This is a genomic window from Kineococcus rhizosphaerae, assembly GCF_003002055.1.
Classification (GTDB): domain Bacteria; phylum Actinomycetota; class Actinomycetes; order Actinomycetales; family Kineococcaceae; genus Kineococcus; species Kineococcus rhizosphaerae.
Window position 1 is genome coordinate 574,508 of sequence record NZ_PVZF01000001.1, and the last position, 26,299, is coordinate 600,806.

The 26,299-nt window shown below is 75.7% G+C and carries 29 protein-coding genes; 18 read left to right on the forward strand and 11 right to left on the reverse strand.

Annotated features, from left to right (window positions below; all coding sequences use genetic code 11):
• Positions 1–61 precede the first annotated feature (61 nt).
• From CLV37_RS02805 to CLV37_RS02830, 6 genes are read right to left on the reverse strand one after another with little or no spacing between them, the layout of a single operon-like run.
• Positions 62–781 carry a class I SAM-dependent methyltransferase gene (locus CLV37_RS02805; RefSeq protein WP_106206699.1) on the reverse strand — a complete coding sequence of 240 codons (720 nt, stop codon included), beginning with the start codon at positions 779–781 and terminating at the stop codon, positions 62–64.
• A complete protein-coding gene (locus CLV37_RS02810; protein WP_106206701.1) occupies positions 778–1,665 on the reverse strand; it encodes a glycosyltransferase family 4 protein in 888 nt (295 codons plus the stop codon). The genes CLV37_RS02805 and CLV37_RS02810 overlap by 4 nt, the downstream gene beginning before the upstream one ends.
• Before the next feature lie 13 nt (positions 1,666–1,678).
• Positions 1,679–2,056, reverse strand: coding sequence for a 6-pyruvoyl trahydropterin synthase family protein (locus tag CLV37_RS02815; protein WP_106206703.1), 378 nt, complete (start codon positions 2,054–2,056; stop codon positions 1,679–1,681).
• 36 nt (positions 2,057–2,092) lie between these two features.
• On the reverse strand, positions 2,093–3,070 hold the full coding sequence (locus CLV37_RS02820; protein ID WP_106206705.1) for a zinc-dependent alcohol dehydrogenase: 978 nt from the start codon (positions 3,068–3,070) through the stop codon (positions 2,093–2,095).
• The gene (locus CLV37_RS02825; RefSeq protein WP_106206707.1) at positions 3,067–4,257 is read right to left on the reverse strand and encodes an alpha/beta hydrolase family protein; all 1,191 of its coding nucleotides are present in this window, start codon (positions 4,255–4,257) and stop codon (positions 3,067–3,069) included. The genes CLV37_RS02820 and CLV37_RS02825 overlap by 4 nt, the downstream gene beginning before the upstream one ends.
• Positions 4,254–4,622 carry a hypothetical protein gene (locus CLV37_RS02830; protein ID WP_211298319.1) on the reverse strand — a complete coding sequence of 123 codons (369 nt, stop codon included), beginning with the start codon at positions 4,620–4,622 and terminating at the stop codon, positions 4,254–4,256. The genes CLV37_RS02825 and CLV37_RS02830 overlap by 4 nt, the downstream gene beginning before the upstream one ends.
• A 60-nt stretch (positions 4,623–4,682) precedes the next feature.
• On the opposite strand from CLV37_RS02830, the gene CLV37_RS02835 reads away from it, so the two are divergent.
• The 3 genes from CLV37_RS02835 to CLV37_RS02845 are packed head-to-tail and all read left to right on the forward strand — an operon-like array spanning position 4,683 to position 6,011.
• A complete protein-coding gene (locus CLV37_RS02835; protein WP_106206710.1) occupies positions 4,683–5,204 on the forward strand; it encodes a hypothetical protein in 522 nt (173 codons plus the stop codon).
• Positions 5,205–5,240: 36 nt separating this feature from the next.
• Positions 5,241–5,678 carry a peptide-methionine (R)-S-oxide reductase MsrB gene (gene msrB, locus CLV37_RS02840; RefSeq protein ID WP_106206712.1) on the forward strand — a complete coding sequence of 146 codons (438 nt, stop codon included), beginning with the start codon at positions 5,241–5,243 and terminating at the stop codon, positions 5,676–5,678.
• Positions 5,679–5,693: 15 nt separating this feature from the next.
• Positions 5,694–6,011, forward strand: a complete 318-nt coding sequence (locus tag CLV37_RS02845; RefSeq protein WP_106206714.1) for a hypothetical protein — start codon at positions 5,694–5,696, stop codon at positions 6,009–6,011.
• Between the two features lie 33 nt (positions 6,012–6,044).
• Here CLV37_RS02845 and hemQ read toward each other — a convergent pair whose 3' ends face one another.
• The 3 genes from hemQ to hemE are packed head-to-tail and all read right to left on the reverse strand — an operon-like array spanning position 6,045 to position 9,237.
• Entirely contained in the window at positions 6,045–6,746 is a 702-nt protein-coding gene (gene hemQ, locus CLV37_RS02850; protein ID WP_106206716.1) for a hydrogen peroxide-dependent heme synthase, read from the reverse strand.
• Positions 6,747–6,760: 14 nt separating this feature from the next.
• Positions 6,761–8,170 (reverse strand): protoporphyrinogen oxidase, encoded by a 1,410-nt coding sequence (gene hemG, locus CLV37_RS02855; RefSeq protein ID WP_106207418.1) that lies wholly within the window; start codon positions 8,168–8,170, stop codon positions 6,761–6,763.
• On the reverse strand, positions 8,167–9,237 hold the full coding sequence (gene hemE / locus CLV37_RS02860; protein ID WP_170127052.1) for a uroporphyrinogen decarboxylase: 1,071 nt from the start codon (positions 9,235–9,237) through the stop codon (positions 8,167–8,169). The genes hemG and hemE overlap by 4 nt, the downstream gene beginning before the upstream one ends.
• Before the next feature lie 37 nt (positions 9,238–9,274).
• Between hemE and CLV37_RS02865 the strand changes: the two genes are divergently transcribed.
• From CLV37_RS02865 to CLV37_RS02910, 10 genes are all read left to right on the forward strand, one after another.
• Entirely contained in the window at positions 9,275–9,868 is a 594-nt protein-coding gene (locus CLV37_RS02865) for a DUF3000 domain-containing protein (RefSeq protein ID WP_245885208.1), read from the forward strand.
• Between the two features lie 146 nt (positions 9,869–10,014).
• Positions 10,015–10,617: a response regulator transcription factor gene (locus CLV37_RS02870; protein ID WP_106206718.1), complete on the forward strand. Its 603-nt coding sequence runs from the start codon at positions 10,015–10,017 to the stop codon at positions 10,615–10,617.
• 189 nt (positions 10,618–10,806) lie between these two features.
• Complete coding sequence (locus CLV37_RS02875) at positions 10,807–12,096, forward strand: HRDC domain-containing protein (RefSeq protein ID WP_211298321.1); 1,290 nt, start codon at positions 10,807–10,809, stop codon at positions 12,094–12,096.
• Positions 12,097–12,196: 100 nt separating this feature from the next.
• Positions 12,197–12,625: an ATP-binding protein gene (locus CLV37_RS02880; protein ID WP_146149274.1), complete on the forward strand. Its 429-nt coding sequence runs from the start codon at positions 12,197–12,199 to the stop codon at positions 12,623–12,625.
• 56 nt (positions 12,626–12,681) lie between these two features.
• Positions 12,682–13,497, forward strand: a complete 816-nt coding sequence (locus tag CLV37_RS02885; RefSeq protein ID WP_146149275.1) for a hypothetical protein — start codon at positions 12,682–12,684, stop codon at positions 13,495–13,497.
• A 159-nt stretch (positions 13,498–13,656) separates the two neighbouring features.
• On the forward strand, positions 13,657–13,986 hold the full coding sequence (locus CLV37_RS02890; RefSeq protein ID WP_106206726.1) for a hypothetical protein: 330 nt from the start codon (positions 13,657–13,659) through the stop codon (positions 13,984–13,986).
• A gap of 107 nt (positions 13,987–14,093) precedes the next feature.
• Positions 14,094–14,558, forward strand: a complete 465-nt coding sequence (locus CLV37_RS02895; RefSeq protein ID WP_146149276.1) for a hypothetical protein — start codon at positions 14,094–14,096, stop codon at positions 14,556–14,558.
• Between the two features lie 19 nt (positions 14,559–14,577).
• Complete coding sequence (locus CLV37_RS02900) at positions 14,578–14,958, forward strand: OsmC family protein (RefSeq protein WP_106206730.1); 381 nt, start codon at positions 14,578–14,580, stop codon at positions 14,956–14,958.
• Positions 14,955–16,367, forward strand: coding sequence for an alpha/beta fold hydrolase (locus tag CLV37_RS02905; protein ID WP_106206732.1), 1,413 nt, complete (start codon positions 14,955–14,957; stop codon positions 16,365–16,367). The genes CLV37_RS02900 and CLV37_RS02905 overlap by 4 nt, the downstream gene beginning before the upstream one ends.
• Positions 16,364–16,762, forward strand: coding sequence for a rhodanese-like domain-containing protein (locus tag CLV37_RS02910; RefSeq protein ID WP_106206734.1), 399 nt, complete (start codon positions 16,364–16,366; stop codon positions 16,760–16,762). The genes CLV37_RS02905 and CLV37_RS02910 overlap by 4 nt, the downstream gene beginning before the upstream one ends.
• Before the next feature lie 22 nt (positions 16,763–16,784).
• Here CLV37_RS02910 and dxs read toward each other — a convergent pair whose 3' ends face one another.
• Together dxs and CLV37_RS02920 are read right to left on the reverse strand one after the other, a co-directional pair.
• Positions 16,785–18,749 (reverse strand): 1-deoxy-D-xylulose-5-phosphate synthase, encoded by a 1,965-nt coding sequence (dxs, locus tag CLV37_RS02915; RefSeq protein WP_106206736.1) that lies wholly within the window; start codon positions 18,747–18,749, stop codon positions 16,785–16,787.
• A gap of 116 nt (positions 18,750–18,865) precedes the next feature.
• Positions 18,866–19,255: a hypothetical protein gene (locus CLV37_RS02920; RefSeq protein WP_245885209.1), complete on the reverse strand. Its 390-nt coding sequence runs from the start codon at positions 19,253–19,255 to the stop codon at positions 18,866–18,868.
• Between the two features lie 145 nt (positions 19,256–19,400).
• Between CLV37_RS02920 and CLV37_RS02925 the strand changes: the two genes are divergently transcribed.
• The 5 genes from CLV37_RS02925 to CLV37_RS02945 are packed head-to-tail and all read left to right on the forward strand — an operon-like array spanning position 19,401 to position 26,296.
• Positions 19,401–21,068 carry an ABC transporter substrate-binding protein gene (locus CLV37_RS02925; protein WP_106206738.1) on the forward strand — a complete coding sequence of 556 codons (1,668 nt, stop codon included), beginning with the start codon at positions 19,401–19,403 and terminating at the stop codon, positions 21,066–21,068.
• Positions 21,068–22,024, forward strand: a complete 957-nt coding sequence (locus CLV37_RS02930) for an ABC transporter permease (protein WP_106207423.1) — start codon at positions 21,068–21,070, stop codon at positions 22,022–22,024. Before CLV37_RS02925 ends, CLV37_RS02930 begins: the two co-directional genes overlap by 1 nt.
• Positions 22,021–22,908: an ABC transporter permease gene (locus CLV37_RS02935; protein WP_106206740.1), complete on the forward strand. Its 888-nt coding sequence runs from the start codon at positions 22,021–22,023 to the stop codon at positions 22,906–22,908. The genes CLV37_RS02930 and CLV37_RS02935 overlap by 4 nt, the downstream gene beginning before the upstream one ends.
• Positions 22,905–24,707: a gamma-glutamyltransferase family protein gene (locus CLV37_RS02940; protein ID WP_106206742.1), complete on the forward strand. Its 1,803-nt coding sequence runs from the start codon at positions 22,905–22,907 to the stop codon at positions 24,705–24,707. The genes CLV37_RS02935 and CLV37_RS02940 overlap by 4 nt, the downstream gene beginning before the upstream one ends.
• Positions 24,704–26,296, forward strand: coding sequence for a dipeptide ABC transporter ATP-binding protein (locus CLV37_RS02945; protein ID WP_106206744.1), 1,593 nt, complete (start codon positions 24,704–24,706; stop codon positions 26,294–26,296). The genes CLV37_RS02940 and CLV37_RS02945 overlap by 4 nt, the downstream gene beginning before the upstream one ends.
• The last annotated feature ends 3 nt before the right edge of the window (positions 26,297–26,299 follow it).

The window sequence follows — 26,299 nt, forward strand, 5'->3', positions numbered from 1 at the left end:
GCCCTGCGGGACCCCGACGTCACCGCTGCGGTCCTGCGACCCCGGAGCCCCCGACGGGGAACTACCGGGCCAGCAGGTCCTCGTGGGGGACGACGGCGCTCACCACGTCCGGCACGGGGACCCCCGCGGCCCCGAACCAGCCGGCGGCCCAGGCCGACAGCAGCGGGGAGGCGGACAACCGCCACGGGGTCGCCTCCCGCTCGACCGCCCAGCCCCGCTCGGCGAACCGGTCCGCGACGAACCCGGTGGCGTCCGGACCCAGACCGCGGGAGCGCTGGTCGGCGTCGAACGCCTGCGCCACCCCCGACGCCGGAGGTTCCACCTCGGCACCGCCGGAGACCGTCAGGGCGAACAGCACCACCGGGCGGGGGTCGAGGGCCGACAGTTCCTCCACCAGGACGGTGGCGACCTCGGCGGGCAGCACGTCGAGCAGCGCGGAGCCCACCACGAGGTCGGCCCCGGACAGCGCGGTGCGCAACGCCTCCCGGTCGCCCAGGTCCAGGCGCGCCGTCCGCACCCCTCCCGGGGCGCGCGCGAGCAGGGCCTCGTCGTGGTCGACGAACAGCCAGTCCTGCTCGGCGTCCACCCCGAGCTCGACCAGCCGGGGCGCCAGGTGCCGGTACGTGGACCCGGACCCCGCGCCGAGGTCGACGATCCGCAGCCGGGCCGCCCCCGCGCACCGCGCCGCGAGGAGTTCCTCCAGCCGGCGCGACCGGGCCGCGTGGTCGGCGGGTTCGCGCAGCGCCAGCCAGTCGGGGTCGAAGTTCTCCAGCTCGTTCACAGCACCCTCTCCACGGTCTGCGCGGTCTGCGCCCACGTCGGCAGGTTCCTGGCGAGCGCCGCGCGCCGCAACCGGTGCCGCACCCGCGCGTCGGCGGACCACCCCCGCAACGCGTCGGCCACGGCGTCCACCGTGCGGGGCACGACGAGCCCGGCGTCGGCGACCAGGGAGGGGAGTTCCCCTTCCGCCGAGACGAGCGAGGGAACTCCCCGGCGCAGCCCCTCGGCGACGGCCATGCCGTACGGTTCGGCCGCCGACAGCAGGACGTGCAGGTCGGTTCGGTCCCACTCGCGCTGCAGCGCAACTCCCTCGACCGGCCCCAGCAACCGCGTGCCGGAGGCGGTGAAACCCTCCTCGACCCGCCCCGCGCACCGCAGGCTCCACGGCGCCCCCAGCCGCTGCACGGCCTCGGCGACCAGCCGCTGGCCCTTGCGCTCACCGACCGTCCCCACGCACAGGAGCCGGTGGGCCCCCCGGGCGGCCGAGGGCGGCGCCGGGTCCGTCCCCGGTTCGGCGACGACCGCCTCGACGCCGGCGACCTCGCGGACCCGCCGCGCCGAGCTGCGGCTGGTGACCACGACGGTGTCCACCAGGCGCAGCGAGCGCACCTCGTCGGCCAGCAGCCCGGGACGGTCGTCGTCGGCCCGCAGCAGGTGCACCAGCAGCACGAGCCGCAACCGCCGGGCGTGGGCGGCCAGGGCGTCGGGGAACGCCGAGGCGACCAGGCCGTCGAGCAGCACGGTGGACCCGGCGGGCAGCTCGGGCAACCGGTCCGGGTCCTGCGCCCGGACGTGGGTGAGGCCCTCGACCCGGTCGAGCAGTTCCCGGTCGTAGCGGTTGCCGCCCGTCGGGGCGGACAGGTCCGGGGCCAGGAGGAACCTCACGGCGTCGGGGACGTCACAGCGTCACGTCGTACGCGGCCCACGCGACGTCGGACTCGCGCAGCAGCACCGAGATCTGCTCCAGCCCCGTCGCGGGCAGCGCCTCGGCCAGCCGACCCGCGATCCAGCCGCAGAGGAACTCCGTCGTGGTGTTGCGGCCCGCGAGCTCCGGCACGTCGTCGAGGTTGCGGTAGTCCAGCTGCGCCAGCACCTCGCGCAGCACCCGCGAGGCCACCCCGATGTCGACGACGAGCCCGTCGGCGTCGAGCGCGGAACGGCGGAACGTGGCCTCCACGACGAACGTCGCCCCGTGCAGGCGCTGCGCCGGGCCGAACACCTCCCCCGTGAAGCTGTGGGCGACCATGACGCGGTCCCGGACGGTCAGCGAGTACACGGACGGACTCCTCTCGAGGCGGGGATCACCAGGGGATCAGTAGCTGAAGCGGTGGCACAGGGCGTCCCCGCCGGCGGCCGCGACCCGGGGCAGCACCTCGGCGGCCTCCGCGAACGGGCTGACGCCGTCGAGCAGCGCGTCGAACGTCTCGTCGGCGAGCAGGTCCAGGGCGAGGGCCAGCCGGCGGCGGGTGGTCCAGCGCGGCGCCCGCGCCGGGGGGACGCGCCCCACCTGGGAGGCGCGGATGGTCAGGCGGCGCGCGTGGAACCCCTCGCCCAGCCCGACCTCGACCGTGCGGTCGCCGTACCAGCTGAGCTCGGTGAGCAGCCCCTCGTCGCCCAGCAGCTGCAACCCGGTCGTGAGCCCGGGCCCCGTCCCGCTGGTGTGCAGCACGACGTCGCGCTCGCGGCGGGCGTCGTCGGGGGCCACCAGCCGGAACCCGAGGCGCTCGGCGGTCCCGGCGCGCTCGGTGCGCACGTCGACGGCCTCCACGTCGGTGCCGGGCACCCGGGCGGCCAGCGTCGCCACGAGCAGGCCCAGCACCCCGGCGCCCACGACGCTGACCCGGTCGCCGATGCCCAGCTGCGCGTCCCACACCCCGTTGACCGCGGTCTCCAGCATCCCCGCCAGCACGGCCCGCCCGGCGGGGACACCGGCCGGGACGGGCAGCACCGCCGAGGCGGGCACGACGTAGCGGTCCTGGTGCGGGTGCAGGCAGAACACCCTGCGCCCCACGAGGTCCTGCGCGCGCGGGCCGGCCTGCTCGACGACCCCGACGGACAGGTACCCGTACTTCACCGGGTAGGGGAACTCCCCGGACTGGTAGGGGGCGCGCATGGCGTCGTGCTGGCTGGGGGGAACACCCCCGGACAGCACCAGCGCCTCGGTCCCCCGGCTCACGGCGGAGAACTCGGTGCGGACCTCCACGTCGGCGGCGCCGATGACGGGCAGGAACTCCTCGCGGAGCTCGGCCCGGCCGGGTCCGGTGGTCCACAGGGCCTGCGCGACGCTCACGGGACGACCTCCAGTTTCGACCTGACGAACTCGGCGACCTCCGACTCCCAGCGCGCGGGGTCGACGTTCCACTCCTTGGTGTGCCGCGCCGTGCTGCTCGCGACGTACGTCACCAGGTCGGGGCGGGCCTGCGCCAGCCGCTGCGAGGGACCCGACGGCACGTAGTCGTCGGCGTCGGAGTGCAGCAGCAGGACCGGCAGGAGGAGTTCCTCCGCGCGCGTCACCCAGTCCATCGTCCGCAGGTCCACCGGCCCCTCGAGGCCGACCAGGCGCCGCCCGAGCGGGTGCCCGAGGAGCTGCAACCCGTAGCGCCCCAGCCGGATCGGCACCCCCCGCCGGCGCGCCTGGTGGTCCAGGACGTCGTACCAGTCGACGACGGGGCCGTCGAGCACGAGGGCGACGACCGTGCCGGCCAGGTCCGAGCGGGCCACGAACTGCAGCAGGATCGCCCCGCCCATCGACCACCCGACGACCAGCAGCCGGCGGGCCCCGTGGTCCAGGGCGTGTCGCGCGGCGGCCTCGACGTCGCGCCACTCGGTGTCGCCCAGCCCGTACCGGCCGGGTCTCGCCTCGGGGGCCTCGGCGTCGTTGCGGTAGCTCGGCACCAGGCACGGCAGGCCCAGGCCGTGCAGGACGGGGATCGCGCGCAGCGCCTCCTCGCGGGTGGCGCCGCGACCGTGGACGAGGAGCGCCCAGGTGTCCCGGTCCTCCTGCTCCGCCGCGCCCCCCGCGGCGGGGGCCGGCACGAACCAGCAGGGCAGGTCGCCCACCGCGCTGGTGATCGTCAGGTCCTCGTGCTCGAGCCCGAGCGCCGTGGTGGGGTCGCCGGCGTAGTAGTACTGGTTCCACCGCGCGTGCCCCGGCGCCGGGGTCCCCGCGTCGACGCCCAGCAGTTCCCGGGTGACGCGCTCGGGCGTGACCTCCAGGACCCGCCCGACGCGGAAGTGCCCCCGGCCGCCGTCGGTCCACACGCCGTAGCGGCCCGGGACGACCGAGTCGGCGGTGGCCGACAGGACGACGCGGCGGGGCCCGACCTGCAGGACCTCGACGTCGTCGGGCTTGTGCCGGCGCGGGGTGACGACCGCCCGGGCGAAGGAGACCGCCGTCGCGGTCAGCACGGCGCCGGTGACGGTCGCGGCGGCGGTCGTGGCCACGGCCCCCACGAGCGCGGCGCGGCGCCCGTTCACCGGCCGGCCCGCGCGACGAGCCGGATCAGCGGGACCTGCAGCGGCAGCCGCGCGGTGGTCACGGCCCGGCGCACCCCGGACCCACCGCGCCAGGCGTCGAGCGCCATCTGCCCGTTGGCGGGCCAGACGGCGAGCAGGAGGGCGACGGCGGCGCGCGCGGTCGCGGGCCGGGCGGCGGGGACGGTGAACCCCAGCGCCAGGGCCAGTTCGAGGGCGCCGGAGACGTTCGTCCAGGTGCGCGCGCGCCCGGGCAGGGCCCGGGGGACGATGGCGTCGAAACCGGCGGGCCGCAGCAGGTGGGCGAGCCCGGCCGCGCCGAAGAGGGCCGCGGGGGCGGCCCAGCGCAGCGGCGCGGTGCTGATCACGCCCCGATCCTGCCCGACACCGCGCGCCCGCCCGCGAGCGCCCCCGATATCGTCGCCAGGGTGCCGACCGCAGACACCCAGCCCTGGACCGTCGTCGTCCTGACCGAGGAGGCCTTCGGGGACGTCGACGCCCGCAACGTCGCCGCGCTGCACGCCGCCGAGCGCGCCGAGGGCCAGGACGTGCGCCACCTCGTGCTGGTGCCCGCCGACTCCCGCCGCAACCTGCTCGCCGACGTCCTGGACCACGTGAGCCTGGGCGAGTTCCGGGAGGCGGTCGCGGACCTGCGCGCCGGGCAGCCGAGCGCCGACGCGGCCCGCGCCGACGCCGAGGCGGCCCTGCGGGCGACGCTGGAGGCGTTGCGGGCCGAGGGCCTGACGGCCGAGGGGCGCACCACCGACGACGACCCGCTGCCGGCCGTGCGCCGGGCCCTGGCCGACGAGCCCGACGCGCGCGAGCTCGTCGTCGTGACCCGCCCGCACGCGGTCGAGGACACCTTCCACGCCGACTGGGCCTCCAAGGCCCGCGACACCCTCGGCGTGCCCGTCCTGCACGTCTACGCCGGCACGACGCGGCTGGGGTGACGGAACACCCGCCCCCCCGGAGAGGTTGGACCTGACATGACTGCGCACACGCCCGAGACCAGCCGCAAGACCTACGACGTCACGAAGACCGACGAGCAGTGGCGCGCCCAGCTGGACCCGATGGAGTACCACGTGCTGCGCCAGGCCGGCACCGAGCGCCCCTTCACCGGCGAGTACGAGGACACCGAGACCGAGGGCGTGTACGCGTGCCGCGCGTGCGGGGCCGAGCTGTTCACCAGCGACGAGAAGTTCAACGCCCACTGCGGGTGGCCGGCGTTCTACGACCCCAAGGACTCCTCGGCCGTGGAACTGCTCGAGGACGACTCCCTGGGCATGCGCCGCGTGGAGGTGCGCTGCGCCACGTGCGGTTCGCACCTGGGGCACGTGTTCGAGGGCGAGGGTTTCCCGACCCCCACGGACCAGCGGTACTGCATCAACTCGATCAGCCTCACCCTGCGGCCCACGCAGGCCTGAGGCAGGCTGGGCTGCATGAGCGAGCAGCCCTACGAACCCCGTGACCCCGACGTCGACCCGCTGGCGGACCCCGACCTCCAGCAGGTCGACTCGGACGCCTCCCCCTCGGCCGACGACCCCGAGGTCCTGTCGAACGACACGCTCATGCGCGACGACCAGGACGACCAGGGGTGGGAGCCGGAGAACCACCTGAGCAGCTTCACCGCCGAGATCATCGCCGACGGCGACCGGGACGACGAGACGCTCGAGGAGCGCCTCGCCCAGGAGGAGCCCGACGTGGACGCCTCCTCGGGCGCGGAGCTCGACTCCGAGCAGGACTACCGCCAGGTCTGAGCGGACCCCGCTCGGTCCGCGGCCGGGCCGGGGTCAGGGCAGGGTGGAGACCAGTTCCCCCAGCTCGACCCGCGGCCCGGTGAAGAACGGGACCTCCTCGCGGACGTGGCGTCGGGCCTCGGTGTTCCGCAGCTCGCGCATGAGGTCGACGATGCGGTGCAGCTCGTCGGCCTCGAAGGCGAGGATCCACTCGTAGTCGCCCAGGGCGAACGCGGAGACCGTGTTGGCCCGCACGTCCTCGTAGGGACGCGCCGCCAGTCCGTGGTCGCGCAGCATCTTCCTGCGCTCGTCCTCGGGCAGCAGGTACCAGTCGTAGGAGCGCACGAACGGGTAGACGCTCATGTAGTCGCGGGCCTCCTCCCCGGACATGAACGCCGGGACGTGGCCGCGGTTGAACTCGGCGGGGCGGTGCAGCCCGACGACGGACCAGACGGGCGTCAGGTGCTTGCCGAGGCGGGTGGTCCGGAAGCGGCGGTAGGCCTCCTGGACCAGTTCGACGGTCGGGGCGTACCACCAGAACATGAGGTCGGCGTCGGCGCGCAGACCGGCGACGTCGTACAGGCCGCGGACGACCAGCCCCTTGCCGGTGAGCTCGTCGAGCAGGTCCTGGACCTCCTGGGCGTAGGCGGCCCGGTCGGCCTCGCCCAGGGTGGTCTCGACGGCGAAGACGGACCACATGGTGTAGGCGATGGTGTCGTTGATCTGGTCGGCGGTGGGTGCTGCGTGCTCGGACATGCGGCGATTCTCCCTCAGCGCCCCGCGAGCCCGGCGGCGACCTCCCGTGCGGCGCGACGGGCCGCGCCGATGCAGGCGGGCACGCCGACGCCGTCGAGGACCGACCCGCACAGCGCCAGGTGACCGGCGGCCGCGACGGCCGAGCGGATCCTCGCGACCCGGTCCAGGTGCCCCACGGCGTACTGGGGCAGGCCGTCGACCCAGCGGACGACGGCGTGGTCGACGGGGTGCAGGTCGCGGCCCAGCAGTTGGCCGGCGTCGGCCGCGGCCCAGCGCAGCACGTCGGCGTCGTCGGCCTCCAGGGCCTCGGTCTCCCCCGCCCGCCCCAGCGAGACCCGCAGCACGGCCAGGTCCGGGCTCTGGTGCCCCACCCAGTCCCACTTGTTGCCCGACAGGGTCAACGCCTTGGCGCGCAAGCCCTCGGCGGCCGCGATGACGGGCGGGACGAGGACCCCCGAGCCCTGCAGACCGACGAGGTCGGCGGCGGGGACGGCGAGCGCGGTGATGACCATGCTCGCGGTCTCGACGGCGCCCAGCTCGGCCGCCGCGGCGGGCACGGCGGTGCCCAGCAGCCGCGCGGCGGCGGGGGCGGGCACCGCGAGGACGACGGCGTCGGCCGGGCGGCCGTCGACGAGCCAGCCGGTGGGGGTGCGCTCCAGGCGGGTGACGCCGGTGCCGGTGCGGAGCGTGACGCCGCGCGCGCGCAGCCGGTCGGCCAGGGCCAGCGGCAGGCGGGCCAGGCCGCCGTCGAGGCCGGCGAAGACGGGCCCGGTGACCTGCGGCGCCGGTCCGAGCCCGCGCAGGAGCGAGCCGCCGCGGCGGGCGTGGGCCCACAGGGCCGGCACGGTGGCCTGCAGGGACAGCCGCCGGGCGTGGCCGGCGTAGACCCCGCCGAGCAGGGGCTCGACGAGGCGGTCCACGACGGCGTCCCCGACGCGGTCGGCGACGTAGTCCCCGACGCTGACGTCGTGCGCGAGGGGCTCGGCGGGGTGCTCGGGTTCGGCCGCGACGCGGTCGGCGTCGGCGGCGGGCAGGAGGTCGCGGACCGACTCCGCGCTGCGGGGCACCCCCATGACGGTCCCGGCGGGCAGGGGGCGCAGACCGGTCCCGGTGGCCACGGCGGCGCGCGTGGTGGCGGGGTGGACGAGGTCGAGGCCGAGCTCACCGGCCAGGTCGGTGCCCTCGGGACGGCGCGCGAGCATGGACTCGGCGCCCAGGTCGACGGTGAGGCCGCCGACGTCGGCGCGCTGCAGGACCCCGCCGAGGACCGGGGAGGCCTCCAGGACCTCGACGTCGACCGCGACGTCGAGGCCGTGGCCGTCGTCGAGGCCGCCCGACAGCTCCCAGGCGGCGACGAGACCGGACAGGCCACCGCCGACGACCACGACCCGGGGAACGACCCGCGGGACGGCCCGGGGGGTCATCCCCGCCACGCGTGGACCTCCTCGACGACGCGCTGCAGGACGTCGGGGTCGGCGGTGGGCGGCACGCCGTGGCCGAGGTTGACGACGTGCCCGGCCCCGGCGCGCTCGCCCTCGGCGAGGATGCGGTGCAGGTCGGCGCGCAGGACGTCCCAGGGGGCGAACAGCAGGGCCGGGTCGAGGTTGCCCTGCACGGCGACGGGGCGCCCGGCGCCCGCGCGGCCGCGGGCGGCGCCGACGTCGAGGGGCACGCGGAAGTCGACGCCGAGGACGTCGACGCCGCCGTCGATGGCGGCCATGGCGCCCAGGAGCTCACCGGTGCCGGTGCCGAAGTGGGTGCGGGGCACGTCGAGGTCCGCGACGTGGGCGAGGGCGGCGGCCGAGTGGGGGGCCACGAGGTCGGTGTAGGTGGTCAGCGGCACCGAGCCCACCCAGGAGTCGAACAGCTGCACCGCCGAGGCGCCGGCCAGGACCTGCGCGCGCAGGAAGGTCCCGGTGATCCGGGCCAGGCGGGCGGCGAGGTCGTGCCACAGCTGCGGGTCGGCGTGCATGAGGGCCTTGGTGCGCAGCAGGTCCCGGGACGGGCCGCCCTCGACGAGGTAGCTGGCGAGGGTGAAGGGGGCCCCGGCGAACCCGATGAGCGGGACGTCGCCCAACTGGGCCGTCGTGAGCCGGACGGCGTCGGTGACGTGCTGCAGCTGCTCCAGGGACAGCTCGGGGATGCGGTCGAGGTCGGCGCGGGTGCGCACGGGCTCGGCGATCACGGGGCCGGTGCCGGGGACGATCTCGACGCCGACGCCGGCGGCCTCCAGGGGCACGACGATGTCGGAGTAGAAGACGGCGGCGTCGACGTCGTAGCGCCGCACGGGCTGCAGGGTGATCTCGGCGACCAGCTCGGGGCGGCGGCAGGACTCCAGCATGGTCGTCCCGGCCCGCACCCGGCGGTACTCCGGCAGGGAGCGCCCGGCCTGGCGCATGAACCACACGGGGGTCCTGGAGGGGGTGGTCCCGCCACGGGCGGCGTGCAGGTAGGGCGAGTTCACGCGAGCGATGCTCCCACGGCGTGGCAGCGCCTCGACCGGGGCGTGCGTGCCTACGCTCGCTGCCGTGAGCGTGCGCCGAGGACGACCGGGACCGGCTGCGCCCGTCCTCCCGTCAGCCTTCGAGGCGGCGGTGGCGGCGGTGCGCGAGGTCCGCCTGCGCTCGGAGGTCGTGCTGACCGAGGTGCCGGCCCCGGCGCGGATCGCCCCGCACGCGTGGGCGGTGGCCGGTGACGTCGTGGTCGACGGCGACGAGCTCGCGACGGGGCGCTTCATCCTGCTGCACGACCCCTCCTCCCCGCAGGAGTGGGGTGGGCCGTTCCGCGTCGTGACCTACGCCCGGGCCGACCTGGAGGCCGAGCTGGGCGCGGACCCGATGCTGGGTGCGGTGGGCTGGTCGTGGCTGGAGGACGGGCTCGCCGGGGCCGGGGCCCTGGCCTCGGAGGTCGGCGGGACGGTCACGCGGGTGCTCTCGGAGGGCTACGGCGCGCTGGCCGACCGGGAGGCGTCGGTGGACGTGGAGCTGCGGGCGTCGTGGACGCCGCAGGACCCCGACCAGCTGCCCGCCCACCTGCGCGCGTGGGGCGAGCTGGTGTGCACGGTGGCGGGTCTGCCGCCCCTGCCGGACGGCGTCGCCTCCCTCGGTCGCCGCACCCGCTGACCGCTCCCGGCGGACGGCGCGGGCAACGGCTGGGACACCAACACGCGCGAATCGTTCAAGACCACCCCCCGGGTGGCCGATCACCTCCTCAGCAACCAGAGGCGTGCCCGCGAGGGGCGCGCCCTTTCGCCTGCAGGAGGACGACGGTGACTGCGCTCGTCGAACGCCCCGGGATGGCCGTACCTTCCCGTCTCGGCCGCTTCGCGGCCCTGGTCGCCGTCGCGGACCCCGCGGTGCGCGAATCCGTGACGCGCACGCTGCGCATGCTCGGCGCCGTGAACGTCGAGCACGCCACGAGCGTGGCCCAGGCGCGGGCGATGGCCCGCACCGGCCCGCGCGCGCTGTTCATCGCCGACGCGGGTCTGCCCGACGGTTCGGGGGCCCAGCTGGTCTCCGAGCTGCGCTCGGCGGGCTGGAACCGCTGCGTGGTGCTGTCCTCGAACGCGGACCCGTTCGCGGTGCGCGGCGCGGTCGCGGCCGGGGTGCGCTGCTACCTGGTGACCACCCGGCCCGAGGGTGTCGGGTTCGAGGGCCGCGGCGGGGAGAACGGCGTGGACTCGCTGTCCGAGCGCGAGGTCGAGGTGCTGCAGCACGTGGCCGACGGCCGCTCGAACAAGGACACCGGCGCCCTGCTGGGGCTGTCCGCGCTGACGGTCAAGAGCCACCTGGCCCGCATCGCCCGCAAGCTCGGCACCGGTGACCGCGCCGAGATGGTGGCCATCACGCTGCGCGCCGGAGTGATCCAGTAGGTCCGCGACCCCCGTCGCCCGACGCGCCGCCCACCCCCCCCGGTGGGCGGCGTTCGTCGTTCCCGTCCTCGTTCCCCTCCTCGCGCCCGGATGCCGCGGGCCCGCGGTCGAGGTGGTCGGCCGCGACGGCCGGGAGCGACACCGCTGGTCCTGCGCCGCCCCACCTGGGGGGTCCCGTACGGTGGGGCGGTGACTTCGACGCCGACAGAGCCGGACCAGGTCGACGAGCCTGAGCTCCCGCTGCTGTCGGCACCCTCCGGCGGTCTGCCGCCGGTCGTGACCGACGAGGCCGCGCTGGCGCAGGTGGTCGCCGCGTTCGCGGCCGGGTCCGGGCCGGTGGCCGTGGACGCCGAGCGGGCGTCGGGGTACCGGTACGGGCAGCGCGCGTTCCTGGTCCAGCTGCGCCGCGAGGGCGCGGGGACGGCGCTGATCGACCCGGCGGCGCTGCCGGACCTGTCGGCGCTGGGCGCGGCGCTGGAGGGCGTCGAGTGGGTGCTGCACGCGGCCAACCAGGACCTGCCGTGCCTGGCCGAGCTGGGGATGCGGCCGACGTCGTTGTTCGACACCGAACTCGGCTCGCGCATCGCCGGCCTGCCGCGGGTGGGTCTGGGGGCGGTCGTCGAGGAGCTGCTGGGGTTGCGGCTGGCCAAGGAGCACTCGGCGGTGGACTGGTCGACGCGGCCGTTGCCCGAACCGTGGCTGACGTACGCGGCCCTCGACGTCGAGGTGCTCGTGCGCCTGCGCGACGTGCTCGCCGAGCGCCTCGCGGCGCAGGGCAAGCTGCAGTGGGCGCTGGAGGAGTTCGCGGCCGTCGCGGCCGCTCCCCCGCCGACCCCGCCGGCCGAACCCTGGCGGCGCGTCTCGGGGCTGCACGCGGTGCGCTCGCGCCGGCAGCTGGCGGTCGTGCGGGAGCTGTGGTCGGCCCGGGACGCCGAGGCCCGGCAGAAGGACACCTCCCCGGGCCGGTTGCTGCCGGACTCGGCGATCGTGGCGGCGGCGCGGGCGGTGCCGCGCACGCCGCAGGCGCTGGCCGCGACGCCGGGCTTCACCGGCCGGGCGTCGCGCTCGCGGCTGGACGTGTGGTTCGAGGCCGTGGCCCGGGGGGCGGCGCTGCCCGAGGCCGACCTGCCGGCCCACACCCCGCGCAGCGACGGACCGCCACCGCCGCGGGCCTGGGCGGCCAAGGACCCGCTGGCCGCGGCGCGGCTGAGCGCGGCGCGCGCGGTGGTGACGGACCTGGCCGCCGGGCACGGGCTGCCGGTGGAGAACCTCCTGCAGCCGGACGCGCTGCGGCGGGTGGTGTGGGCCCCGCCGTCGCCGTTGGACGCCGACGGGGTGCGGGCTGCGCTGGCGGCGCGCGGCGCCCGCGCGTGGCAGCTGGACCTCGTGAGCGCTCCCGTGGCGCGGGCCATGGCCGAGGCCACCGTCGAGACCCCCGTCGAGGCCGGCACCGATCCCCAGGTCGCCCAGGAGTTCTAGACAGTTCCGGACAGGGACACGTTCCACCTTGCCGGGGCGCGCGTCGTGCGTCATCGTCGTCAGGTCACGACGCGGTGACGAGGAGTCGACGGAGGTGGACGTGGAACGTCTCACCCTTGACGCGCACCTGTCGGCCGCGGCGATGGCGCGGCACTGGGTCTGCGACCACTGCCCCGACGAGCACCTGCCCGCTGCGCGCCGGTGGATCGCCGAGCTGCTCACGAGCGAACTCGTCCAGAACGCCCTCGACCACGGCCGCGCCCCGGTGACGCTGTCGTTGACGCACGACGACGAGGGCATCCTCGTGGGCATCACCGACGGCGAGGGCAGCGGGCCGCGCCTGCTGCCGCAGACGCCGCAGGCCGTGGACGGACGTGGGATCGCCCTGGTCGACGCGCTCGCGACGGCGTGGGGCGTCTACGGCAGCGACGACGGGGTCGAGGGGACCGACGGGTCGCACGGGTGGCCGCAGCCGCGCGACGACGCCCCCGCGGCGAAGACGGTCTGGTTCCACCTCGCGACACGCTGAGCCGTCCGGGCGACGATGCCGGGGCCCGGGAGGCGGTGTCGCCTACGGTCGGTGGGGTGAGCACCGATCAGTCGCCACCCGTCCGGGCTCTCCTGCGACGCTGCGTGCTCGCCACGAGCGTCCTGGACGACCTCGACGTGGACCTGGACGACGACGGTGTCCGCCTGCCCGGGTGCACGCCCCTGGAGTGGGCCGACCTCGCCCGGGCGGCGGGTGAGAGCCCCGAGGAGGTCGCCCGCCTGCGGGTCTCCGAGCTCCTGCACGCCCACGTGGAGCTGCACCGCGACGGTGCCCGTCTCGTCCCGCTGGCGGTCCCGGCCGGCGCCGACCGCCACCCGGAGTCCGGGTGGACGCACACCGTCTTCCTCGGCGGGGCGATGCGGCTGGGGATGGGGGTCGTCGTCCCCCGGGGGCTGTCCGAGCGGGTCCTGCCGGTCCCCGTGGTCTCGGCCCGCGTCACGGGGCACGCCAGCGCCGTGACCGCGCCCGACCTGGCGCGGCTGGAGGAGATCGGCGCGCTCGTCGTGCAGCGGCTGCTGCGCGACGCCGGTGGCCGGACCGACGGGCTCCTGCGGCCCGTCGGCGGCTGCGACGTCCCCACCCTGCTGGCCTCGCGGACCCTGCGCGAGCACCTCGTCGCCGGGCCGGACCGGACCCCGGGCAACGTCCTGCGCGCGGTCGCGGTCCCGGACCGGACGCGCGGCTGGTTCGACCTGGCCCGCATCGACCCCGCCTACGTGGGGGCGGCGTGGATGGCGAGCAATCCCGCCGAGCGGGGTTTCCGGCGGCCGGTGCTCGTGACGCGCGAGGAGGTGGCGCTCGCGCCGACGAGTCCCCGGCTCGTGGAGGACGTGCTGGCGGAGAACCAGTAGCCCGGCTCACCCGCCCGCGCCGGGTGTGCGCTCGCGCCACCGGCGACGACGACCCGGCGACACGCCCGGCGCTCGTGGGGGTTTGGTAACGAATGTGACACGGGGCCGTTCGTCCGCTGAAATGGACGGGTGCAGCTCGGAGCCACAGCCGCTGAGTCGGTGTCCATCGTCGGCAACGACGTCTTCCTGCGCGCCGAGGGGCGCACCGAGGTCTACGACCTGGCCTACGCACGGATGCTCGTGCCCTACCTGCTGGGTGAGAAGCACGTCCCGCCGATGCGGATGGCGCACTTCCGCCCGGGCATCAAACCGTGGATCTGCCTGAGCGTGATCGAGGACGACGGCCACGAGCCGAACCTGTCCGGGATCGCGATCTACTCCGGCCTCGGCACGCACCGCGAGATGGGTTTCCACCTCACCCGGGCCGAGGCGTGGCGGCTGGCCGAGATGCTCGAGCACGCCGTGCGCGAGCGCGAGGCCGCCGCCTGAGCGGTGGGACACCGGGGCGTTGGGACCAGCCCCCGCGCCGCTGGCACCGCCCGACCCGCTGGGGACTGCTGGAGCTGCTGTGCCGCGTCGTCGCCGTCGTGGGGCTGGTGGCCGTCCTGTTCGGCGAGTGGGGACGGGCGCTGGTGGGTGTGGGCGCCGTGCTCGGCGGGGCCGTCGGGTCGCTGTACCGCGCCGAGGACACCGACCCACCCGTGGTCGCCCGCTTCGGCACGCCCCCCGACGCGGCGACGCAGGAGGCGGTGCACCGCGCCGTGACCGCGGGTCGGCTGCCCGACGAACCCGCCCTGGCCCCCGTGGCCGTGGAGTACGCGGCCGGTTGGGTGCGTCAATCGCGCCGGGCCCTGGCCGCCGTCGGCGGCGGGGCCCTCGCCTGGTGCACCTTGACCGCTGCGCTGACGGTCTGGTTCGTGCACCGGTGGCCGGACAGCGCGACCACGCGCACGAGCGCCCTGGTGGTGAGCGTCGCCGGAGCCGTGGCGTGGGCCCTGCTGGTCGTGGTGCCCGGTCGGGGCCGCCGTCGCCGGCTGCGCGCACTGGCCGGGCAGCGCTGACCCGCGCCATCCTGCGGGGATGACGACGATCAGCGCGACCACCCGGCCGGTGGCCGGCACCGCCACCGCGATCGGCAGCTGCGGCGGGCACTCGCTCGTGGTGGACCGTCCCGAGGGAGCCGCCGGCGGCACCGGCACGGGGTTCAACGGCGGCCAGCTCCTGGCGCTTGCCCTGGCGGGCTGCCTGGCCAACGACCTGCGCTACGTGGCCGACGACCCGCACGACCCGCGGCTGGACACCGTCGAGGTCCACGTCGACGTGGAGGTCGAGGACGGCACGGTCACCGGCGCCCGGGTGCGGTTCGGGGGCGAGGCGGACCCGGACGTCGTGGCCGCCGCCGTGCGGCGTTCGACGGTGCTGGCCGCCCTGCGGACCGGGTTCGCGGTGGACGGCGCGTGACGGTCCTGCTCGTCCCGGGCGGCCCGCTGCTCGACCCGTCGTACTTCCCCCTCGACGGGGCGCTCGTCGCCGACCTGCGCCGGGCCCCGGCCCGCCGCTGCGACCAGCTCGTCGACGCGCTGGAGGAGGTCCGGGCCGTGCACGGGCCGCCCGTCGTGGACCTCGTCGCGCACTCGGCGGGCGTGAACGTCGTGCAGCGCTACCTCGAGCGGTTCGCCCACCGGGTGCACCGCCTCGTGCTCGTCACGCCGAGCGTGTTCGCGGTGGGGATCGACGTCCCGGCGGTCTCACGGCTGCGCACCGCCGGGCTGAGCCGCGCCGAACCCTGGTTCGGCGACGCCTGGGCCGCGCTGCAGCGCCTCACCTCCGGCCGGGCCGAACCCGGCGACGCCGAGGCGATCGGGCCGTTCACGGGCCGGCGCCCCGGCGAGGACCCCGATCCGGCGCTGGCGGCGGAGTTCGCGGCCGACGGCGCGTTCGACCCCGCTGCCACCCGCGCGGCGCTCGCCCGGTTCCCGGGCCGGACGCTGGTGGTCGCCGGGGAGCTCGACGTCGCCAGTCCCCCGGACGTCGCGCGCCAGGTCGCGGACCTCTTCCCGCACGGGCGGCTCGTGCAGGTGCCCGGGGCCCGCCACTTCCCCTGGCGCGACGACCCGCGGAGTTTCCGGACCCTGCTCGAGGAGTTCCTCGCCCCCGAACCCGAGGTCGCGCTGCCGGGGGGCAGGAACCTCGGTGCGGTGCGGGTCGGGCGCACCGTCCGCAAGGCGGCGGGGGCGCAGACGCCCACCGCCCAGGCGCTCCTGCAGCACCTGCGCGACCACGGCTTCGACCGGGTCCCCCGCCCCCTCGGCCTGGACGAGGCGGGCCGGGAGGTCTGGGAGCACCTGCCGGGCAGCACGATCGGCGGGGCCGACCCCTGGCCGGACTGGGTGTTCGACGACGCGCTCCTCGCCGACGTCGGCCGGTGGCTGCGGGCGTTCCACGACGGTTCGCGGGAGTTCTGGGAGCAGGACGGGCAGGTCCTGGGCCACCAGGACCTGGCGCCGTACAACGCCGTGGTGGACCGCGCGCGCCGTGAGCTCGTCGGCTTCGTCGACTGGGACCTGCTCGCCCCGTCCCCGCCGCTGCGCGACCTCGCGTTCGTCGCGCTGCGCTGGGTCCCCCTGATGGGCCCGGACGGTCGGGACCGGGCCGAGCACCGCCGCCGGCTGGGGATCCTGCTCGCCGCCTACAGGTGGACCGGTGCGCAGGACGAGGTGGTCGCGGCCGTGCGCGTGCGCGCGCAGGAGCACGCCGACGGGCTGCGGCGGGCGGCGGCCGACGGGTGGGGGCCGGCGGTGGACCTGGTCGCCGAAGGGGTGGCGGAGGAGTTCGACCGGGCGGCCGCCGGGCTGGGGGACCTGCTGTGAGCGTCGAGGAGCACCTGGAACGGGTCCGGGCCGGGCTGGACCGGCTGACGCCGGCCGGGCTGGCGGCCGAACTGGCGGGCGGGGACGTCCTCGTCGTCGACACCCGCACGCCCGCCCACCGCGCGGAGCAGGGCGAGTTCCCCGGCGCGCTCGTCATCGACCGGACGGTGCTGGAGTGGCGGCTGGACCCGGCGTGGCCCTGGCGCATCCCGGAGGCGACGGGGCCGGACCTGCGGGTGGTCGTGGTCTGCCGGCACGGGTTCAGCTCGTCACTGGCGGCGAAGTCGTTGCGGGACATCGGGTTGCACCGCACGACGGACCTCATCGGCGGCGTCGAGGCGTGGGTCGCGGCGGGGTACCCCGTGCACGACGGACCGGTCGACCTGCGGGAGTGAGGCGGCCCGGGAGCCGCGACGCCTACCGGGAGGGGAACTCCTCCGAGCGCGGGACGCCCGAGGTCGGGGACGCGGCGTCCTCGGGGTCCTCGCTCGAGCGGACCTGCTGACCCGAGCCCTGGGCGACGGCCTCGACGATCGCGCGGGCGACGTCCTGCGGGGCGAGCCCGGCCTCGTCGAGGATCGCGCCGCGCTCACCGACGTCGAGGAACTCCTGCGGCAGGGCGAACACGTGCACGGGCGTGAGGCAGTGGCGTTCGCGCAGCCGGGCGGCCAGCGCCCAGCCGAACCCGCCGACCTCGCAGCCGTCCTCCAGGACCGCGACGTGGCGGTGCCCGAGGGCGAGGTCGACGAGGGCCTCGTCGACGGGCACGACCCAGCGCGGGTCGACGACGGTGACGCCGACGCCGTGGGCGCGCAGGCGCGCCGCGACGTCCAGGGCCCGCGGCACGAGGGAGCCCACCGCGACGAGCAGGACGTCGTCGCCGGTGGCCCAGGCCGGGCCCTCCAGGACGTCGGCGTGCCCGACGCGGGCGATCGCCGGGATCGGCGCGGGGACCTTGCCCTTGCTGTAGCGCACGACCGTGGGCGCGTCCTCGACGGCGACGGCCTCGCGCAGCTCCTCGCGCAGCGTCGGCGCGTCGCGGGGGGCGGCCAGCCGCAACCCGGGGACGAGCCGGCACATCGCGAGGTCCCAGACGCCGTGGTGGCTCGGGCCGTCGGGGCCGGTGACCCCGGCGCGGTCCAGGACGAGGGTGACGCCGGCCCGGTGCAGCGCCACGTCGAGCAGCAGCTGGTCGAAGGCGCGGTTGAGGAAGGTGGCGTAGACGGCGACGACGGGGTGCAGGCCCCCGGCGGCCATCCCGGCCGCCGACGTCAGGGCGTGCTGCTCGGCGATGCCGACGTCGAAGACGCGCTCGGGGAAGGCCTGGGCGAACTTCTCCAGCCCCACCGGGATCCGCATGGCCGCGGTGATGCCCACGACGTCGCGGCGCGTGGCGGCGATCTCGACCACCTCGTCGGCGAAGACGCTGGTCCACGACGCCCCGGAGGTGGCCTGGGCCTCGCCCGTCTCGGGGTCGATGACCCCGACGGCGTGGAAGTGGTCGGCGTCGTCGGCCAGGGCCGGCTGGTAGCCGCGGCCCTTCTGGGTGATGACGTGGACGATGACGGGGCCGCCGAAGGACCGCGCCCGCCGCAGCGCGTGCTCGACGGCGTCGGTGTCGTGCCCGTCGACGGGCCCGACGTACTTCAGGCCCAGGTCCTCGAACAGCCCCTGCGGGGCGACGATGTCCTTGATCCCGCGCTTCATGCCGTGCAGCGTCTCGTAGGCCAGCCGGCCCGGGACCCCGCCGCGCCCCAGGGACCGCTTGCCCCAGTCCATGAGCTTCTCGTACTCGCGGGTCGTGCGCAGGGTCGCCAGGTGCGAGGCCATCCCGCCGATGGTGGGGGCGTAGGAGCGTTCGTTGTCGTTGACGACGACGATGACCGGCCGGTTGGCGGCGGCGATGTTGTTCAGGGCCTCCCAGGCCATCCCGCCCGTCAGGGCCCCGTCGCCGATGACGGCCACGACCCGGCGGTCGGTCTCCCCGCGCAGCTCGAACGCCTTGGCCAGCCCGTCGGCCCACGACAGCGACGTCGAGGCGTGCGAGTTCTCCACGACGTCGTGCTCGCTCTCGGCGCGCGCGGGGTAGCCGGACAGGCCCCCGGCCTCGCGCAGCCGGCTGAAGTCCTGCCGGCCCGTCAGGAGCTTGTGGACGTAGCTCTGGTGACCGGTGTCGAAGACGAGCCGGTCGCGCGGGGAGTCGAAGACGCGGTGCAGACCGATGGTCAGTTCCACGACGCCGAGGTTGGGGCCCAGGTGGCCGCCCGTGCGGCTGACGGCCGCGACGAGGAAGTCGCGGACCTCCGCGGCCAGGGCCGGCAGGCGCTCGGCGGGGAGCGCCTTGAGGTCCTCGGGCCCCTGGATCGTCTCGAGCAGCCCCATGCGGGGTGGCCTCCTGTGTCGCCGGGGTCGGGCAGTCTGACTCGGGCGAGTGTAGGAGCCCGCCCGGACGGTAGCGCCCCGAACCCGCCCGGGCGGGCCAAGCGTGCACCGGTGGTTCACAGTCGCGGCACGAACTTCCGGCCGTCCAGCGCCTGCTGCAGCAGGTCCACCGCGCGGGCGAGCCGGCGCAGGCGCAGGTCCTCGCGCTCGAGGACGTCGAAGACCGCCGGTGCGACCTCGGGCGGCAACCGGTGGGCGAGGTCGCGCCGGGCGGTGCCGAGGGCCCGCCGGACGGCCTCCTGCTGGGCGGCGACGTGGTGCCCGACGAGCCAGGCGAGCAGGACCGGGTGGTGCCGCACGGCGGGGTAGCCGCGGAACTCCGGCGGGGCCTGGTCCAGCAACCAGGCGACGGCGTCGACGCGCCAGTCCTCGACGTCCTCGGCGTCCGGGGGCGGCACCTCGCGGGGCCAGCCGGGCGGGCCGTGGCGGCGCGGGCGTTCGAACACGTGTTCGAGAGTACGTCCACCCGAGGGACGCCACCCGGCGGTCCCCGGGTCCCCGGCCTCTTGAAACACCGGGGAAACACGAGAAGAGTACGGTGCCCGAATTGTATACGTTCGGTGCTCGAGTTCGACCTGCGAGAGGTTCGCGATGACCGCCCGACCAGCACTGCTCCGGCTCCTGGCCCGCCCCCTGCTGCCCGCCGCCGCGCTCGCACCGCTCCTGGGCCTGGCGGCCTGCGTGCCCGTCCAGCCCGTCGGCGAGGCCCCCGAGCGCGAGGACGTCACCGGCGTCGCCGTCGGCGACCGGCCCGTCCGCGACGGCGGCGACCTCGTCATGGCCCTGTCGGCCGAACCGGACCGGCTCGACCCCACGACGTCGTCCTCGCTCTACACGCGGTACGTCATGAACGCGATCTGCGAGAAGCTCTACGACATCGACGCCGGGGGGAACCTCGTCCCGCAGCTCGCCGCGGCCCTGCCGACGACCTCCCCCGACGGCCTCACCGTGACGATCCCCGTGCGCTCCGGCGTCCGGTTCGCCGACGGCACCCCGCTGGACGCCGCGGCCGTCGTCACGACGCTGGAGCGCAACCTCACCCTGGAGACGAGCAGCCGCAAGAGCGAGCTCGGGCCCGTGGACAGCGTCGAGGCCGCCGACCCGGCGACCGTCGTGGTCCGCTACAAGACCCCGTTCGCCCCGCTCACCGCCGCCCTCGCCGACCGCGCCGGGATGGTCATGTCCCCGACGGCGCTGGCCGAGCGCGGGAAGGACTTCGGCGACCACCCGACCTGCGTCGGGCCGTTCAAGTTCGTCGAGCGCGTCCCGCAGACCTCGATCACCGTCGAACGGGACCCGGAGTACTACGCGGCCGAGGAGGTCCACCTCGACCGCATCACCTACCGGATCATGACGGACGCCACCATCCGGGCCGCGAACCTGCGCTCCGGCGACGTCCAGGTCGCCGACAGCCTGTCCCCGCAGGACGTCGACGCGCTGCAGCGGGAGAAGGGCATCGGCCTGCTGCAGACCGGCTCGTTCGGGTACCAGGGGGTCACGTTCAACCTCGGCAACACCGACGGGGTCGGCAAACCGCCGGGCCGCATCGACACCCCGCTGGCGACCGACCCCCGCATCCGCGAGGCGTTCTCCCTCGCCGTCGACCGGCAGGCGCTGGTGAACTCGGTGTTCAACGACTGGTACGAACCAGCCTGCTCGTTCGTCTCCCCCGACAGCGTCTACGCCACGCAGGCCTCCGACGCCTGCCCGCCGCACGACCCGGCGCGCGCCAGGCAGCTGCTCACCGAGGCCGGGGTGGAACTGCCGTACCGGATCAAGGTGTCGGCGTCGAACACCGCGGACACGCTCCGGCTCTCGCAGGCGCTGCAGGCCAGCGTCCTGGAGGCCGGGTTCCAGCTGGAGATCGAACCCGTGGAGTACTCCACGCTGCTCGACCAGCAGTCCTCCGGGGACTTCGAGGCCGTCCAGCTCGGCTGGTCCGGGCGCGTCGACCCGCACGGGAACTCCTCGACCTTCCTCACCACGGGGGCCGGGAACAACTACTCCGGCTACTCGAACCCCGAGGTGGACGCGCTGCTCAAGCGGGCCGCGCAGAGCACCGACCCCGCCACGCGCGCCGACCTCTACGGGCAGGTCGTCACGACCGTGCAGCGGGACAACCCGATCGTCTACCTCTACCGCGTGCGCAGCATCACCGGGTACGTGAGTTCCGGCGAGGACGCCGTCGCCGGGGTCGAGACCTTCGCCGACGGTGTCGTCCGCCTCGGACGCGCCGCCTTCCTCCAGGAGAGTGAGTGATGGGACGTTTCCTGCTGTCCCGGCTGGGCCAGAGCGTCGTGACGCTCGTGCTCGCCTCGATGGTCGTCTTCGCCGGGGTGCGCGCCCTGCCCGGTGACCCCGCCCTCGCCGTCGCCGGCGAGGAGGCGACGCCCGAGGCGCTGGCCGCCGTGCGCGCCGACCTCGGCCTGGACCAGCCGGTCTGGGTGCAGTACTGGAAGTTCCTCACGAACGCCCTCACGGGCGACCTGGGGACCTCGGTGCGGACGGGGACCCCGGTCACCGAACTCATCGGGGCCACGCTGCCGGTCACGATCTGGCTGTCCGTGTTCGCCATGCTCTTCGCCGTCGTGTTCGGCCTGGCCACGGGGGTCGTCGCGGCGGTCCGCCGCGGCACCTGGGCCGAGGCCGGGGTCAACGGCCTGTCGCTGCTGGGGTTGTCGGTCCCGAGCTTCTGGCTGGGGCTGCTGGCGATCCTGTACCTCGCCGTCGGCCTCGGCTGGTTCCCCGCCTCCGGGTACGTCTCGCCCGGTGAGGACCCGCTGCGCGCGCTGCACCACCTGACGCTGCCCGCGGTCATCCTCGGTGCCGGGATCGCCGCCGTCGTCATGCGTCAGACCCGCGCGTCGATGCTGCAGAACCTGTCCGCCGACTACGTCCGCACGGCCCGCGCCAAGGGCGCCTCGCGCTCGGCCGTCGTCCTGCGGTTCGCGCTGCGCAACTCCCTCGTCGTCGTCGTGACCCTCGTGGGCCTGCAGCTCGGCGGGCTCATCTCCGGCGCCGTCGTCACCGAGCGGATCTTCGGGCTGCCCGGGTTCGGCAAGCTGACGCTGGACTCGGTGTTCAGCCGCGACTACCCCGTCATCGAGGGCGTCGTGCTCGTCGTGACGCTCGCCTACGTCGTCATCAACCTGGTGGTGGACCTGTTGTACACCGTCCTCGATCCCCGCATCCGCGTCGCCGGAGGTGCCCGGTGAGCCAGACCGTCCAGGCCGCCGACCGGCTCGAGGTCGACCTCGGGTCCAGCCGCGGGGTCGTCCTGCGGCGCGTGCTGCGCGACCCCGCCGGCGTCGTCGGCACGGTGCTCGTGCTGCTCGTGGTGCTCGCCGCCGCGCTGGCCCCCGTCCTCGCGCCGTACCCGCCGACGCAGGTCCACTTCGAGACCCCGTTCCAGGTCCCGCGCACCGTGGGGTTCTGGCTCGGGACCGACGACCTCGGCCGCGACGTGCTGTCCCGCATCCTCTTCGGCCTGCGCGCCTCCCTGCAGGTGGCGCTGCTGGCCGTCGCGCTGTCCGTCGTCGTCGGCACGCCCCTGGGCCTGGCCGCGGGGTACTGGCGCGGGCTGGACGTCGTGGTGTCCCGCGTCACCGACGTGGTCCTGGCGTTCCCGTTCCTCGTGCTGGCCGTCGGGCTGGCCGCCGTCCGCGGCGCGAGCCTGGGCAACGCGGCGATCGCGCTGGGCGTCGCGCACGTGCCGCAGGTGATCCGCGTCGTGCGGGCCGAGACCCTGCGGTTGCGCGGCGCGGAGTACGTGCTGGCCGCGCGGACGATGGACGCCTCCGGGGTCCGGGTCCTGGCCACCCACGTGCTGCCCAACGCGGTGCCCTCGATCGTGGTGCAGGCCACGGTGATCGTGCCGGCGGTCGTCATCGGCGAGGCGCTGCTGTCCTTCCTCGGCCTCGGCATCCAGCCGCCCACGCCGAGCCTGGGCATCATGCTGTCCGACGCGCAGCAGTACATCTTCCGGGCGCCGACGGCGGCGCTGTTCCCGGGCCTGGCGATCGTCCTGGTGTGCCTGGCCTTCAACCTCTTCGGCGACGCGCTGCGCGACGCCCTCGACCCGAGCGGAGACCACCGGTGAGCTTCACGCCCCCGACCGACCACACCACCCGCCCCACGCTGCGGGGCACGTTCGGCATGACGGCCTCCACGCACTGGCTCGCCTCGGCCACGGGGCAGTCGGTGCTCGAACGCGGCGGGAACGCCTTCGACGCCGCCGTCGCCGCCGCGTTCGTCCTGCACGTCGTCGAACCCCACCTCAACGGGCCCGGCGGGGACATGACGGGTGTGTTCGCCACCGCGGCCGACCCGACGCCCGTCGTGCTCAACGGCCAGGGCCCGGCACCGGCGGCCGCGACGATCGCGCACTACCGCGCCGAGGGTCTCGACACCGTCCCCGGCGCCGGCGGCCTCGCGGCGGCCGTCCCCGGCGCCGTCGACGCGTGGATGGTGCTGCTGCGCGACCACGGCACGTGGGAACTCGCCGACGTCCTCGAACCCGCCCTCGGGTACGCCCGCGACGGGCACCCGGTCGTGGGTCGGGTCGGCACGACGATCGCGTCGGTGGCCGACCTGTTCCGCGAGCACTGGCCGAGTTCGGCGGCGCTGTGGATGCCGCAGGACCGCATCCCGCGGCACGGGGACGTCATCACGAACCCGGCCTGGGCGCGGACGCTGCAGCGCCTCCTCGACGCGGGCAAGGACGCCGGGTCGCGCGTCGAGCGGATCGAGGCGTTCCGCCGCGAGTGGCGCGAGGGTTTCGTCGCCCGCGAGGCCGTGGAGTTCCTGCGCACCCCGCACCGGCACTCCTCCGGCACCGACCACGCCGCCGTCCTGGAGGTCTCGGACTGGGCCGCGTTCTCCGCCGGGTACGAGGAGGCGACGACGATCGGGTTCCGCGGGACGACGGTCGCCAAGACCGGCCCGTTCGGCCAGGGACCCGTGCTGCTGCAGGCGTTGCGGATCCTCGACGGGTTCGACGACGCCGACCTCGACCCCTCGACCGTGCGCGGTGCGCACACCGTCCTGGAGGCCCTCAAGCTCGCGCTGGCCGACCGCGACGCCTGGTACGGCTCGGGGGCCGACCCCGACGTCCTGCGCGAACTCCTCTCCGAGGAGTACGCCGCCGGCCGCCGCGCGCTCATCACCGACCGCGCCTCGCACGAGTTCCGCCCCGGCACCGTGGGCGGCCGGGCACCGCACGTCCCGCCGCTGCGCACCGAGGCGCCCTCCGCGGTGGGCGTCGGGGAACCCACCGTCGGCGAACCCACCGTGGAGAGCACCGGCACCACGCGCGGTGACACCTGCCACGTCGACGTCGTCGACCGCTGGGGCAACGTCGTGTCCGCCACACCGTCCGGCGGCTGGCTGCAGTCGTCCCCCGCCGTGCCCGAACTCGGGTTCTGCCTCGGCTCGCGCCTGCAGATGACCTGGCTGGACGAGGACTCCCCGTCCGCGCTGCGCCCGGGGGAACGGCCCCGCACGACGCTGACCCCGACGCTGCTGCTGCGCGACGGCGAACCCGTCGAGGCGCTGGGAACCCCCGGCGGCGACCAGCAGGACCAGTGGCAGCTGCTCTACCTGCTGCGCACGCTCGTGGGCGGGTACGAACCGCAGCAGGCGATCGACGCGCCCGCCCTGCACACGACGTCGATGCCCGGCTCGTTCTGGCCGCGGACGTGGACGCCCGGCGGGGCCGTCGTCGAGGGCCGGATCGGGGACGACGTCATCGCCGGGCTGGAGGAGCGCGGGCACGTCGTGACCCGCGCGGGCGACTGGTCGCTGGGCCGGTTGTCCTGCGCCGGGCGCGATCCCGGGACGGGTGTGCTGCACGCCGCCGCGAACTCCCGCGGCGCCCAGGGCTACGCGGTGGGGCGGTGAGCGCGGTGGACCCGAACCCGGCGGAGGGCACCGACCTGCTGCGGGTCGAGGGCCTGCAGGTCGCCTACGGCGCCACGACCGTGCTGCACGGCGTCGACGTGACGGTCCGGCGCGGGCACCGCGTCGCCGTCGTGGGGGCCTCGGGGTCGGGCAAGTCGACGACGGCGGCCGCGGTCCTGGGCCTGCTCCAGGGGGCCGGGCGCGTCACCGGTGGCCGGGTCGTCGTGGCCGGCGACGACATCACCGCCGCCCTGGTCGGCCGGGACGAGAACCGGTTGCGACGGTTGCGCGGACGGCGGATCGGGCTCGTGCCGCAGGACCCGATGTCGAACCTCAACCCCTCGGCGCGCGTGGGCCGGCAGGTCGCGGAGACGCTGGCGATGCACGGGCTGGCGAAGGGGTCCACCGCGCGGGCCCGGGCCGTGGAACTGCTGGAGGAGGCCGGCATCCCCGACGCCGGCCGCCGCGCCCGGCAGTACCCGCACGAGTTCTCCGGCGGGATGCGCCAGCGCGTCCTCATCGCGATGGCGCTGGCCGCCGAGCCGGAACTCCTCATCGCCGACGAACCCACCTCGGCGCTCGACGTGACGGTGCAGCGGCAGATCCTCGACCACCTCGACCGGCTCACCGCCGCGCGCGGGGCGTCGCTGCTGCTCGTGACCCACGACCTGGCCCTGGCCGCCGACCGGTGCGACGACGTCGTGGTCATGTCGGAGGGCCGGGTCGTCGAGACCGGGCCGGCGGCGCGGGTGCTGCGCGCGCCCGCGGCGGAGTACTCCCGGGCGCTCGTCGCCGCCGCCCCCGCCACGGCCGGGCGGACCGCGCCGCGCGAACTGCCCCAGCGGACGCGCGAGGACGTCCTCGTCGTGCAGGACCTCGTGAAGGAGTACCGGGTCCGGGGCCAGCGGGAGCGGCTGCGCGCCGTCGACGGGGTGTCGTTCAGCGTGCCCGCGGGGACGACGACCGCCGTCGTGGGCGAGTCCGGGTCGGGCAAGACGACGACGGCCCGGCTCGTCCTCGGGCTCGAGGACGCCACGAGCGGGACGGTCGTCGTCGACGGCGGCCGGCGCGACGTGCAGCCGGTGTTCCAGGACCCGTTCGGCTCGCTGGACCCGACCAAGACCCTGGAACGCCTCATCGACGAACCCCTGCGCATCGCCCGCGCCGGTGACGCCCGCAGCCGCCGGGCCCGCGTCGGGGAACTGCTCGACCAGGTGTCGCTGAGCCGGTCGCTGGCCCAGCGGCGTCCGGCGGAACTGTCCGGCGGGCAGCGCCAGCGCGTCGCGATCGCCCGGGCGCTGGCGCTGAACCCGAAGGTCGTCGTGCTGGACGAGGCGACGTCCGCGCTCGACGTGCTCGTGCAGCAGCAGGTGCTCGGGCTGCTGGAGCGGCTGCAGGAGGACCTGGGCCTGACGTACCTGTTCATCACGCACGACCTCGCCGTCGCCCGGCACCTGGCCCACCAGGTCCTCGTCATGCGCTCCGGCCGGGTCGTGGAACAGGGCATGATCGGGGACGTGTTCGACCACCCGCGCGAGGAGTACACCGCCCAGCTGCTGTCGGCCATCCCCGGCCGCGCCGCGGCCTGAGGG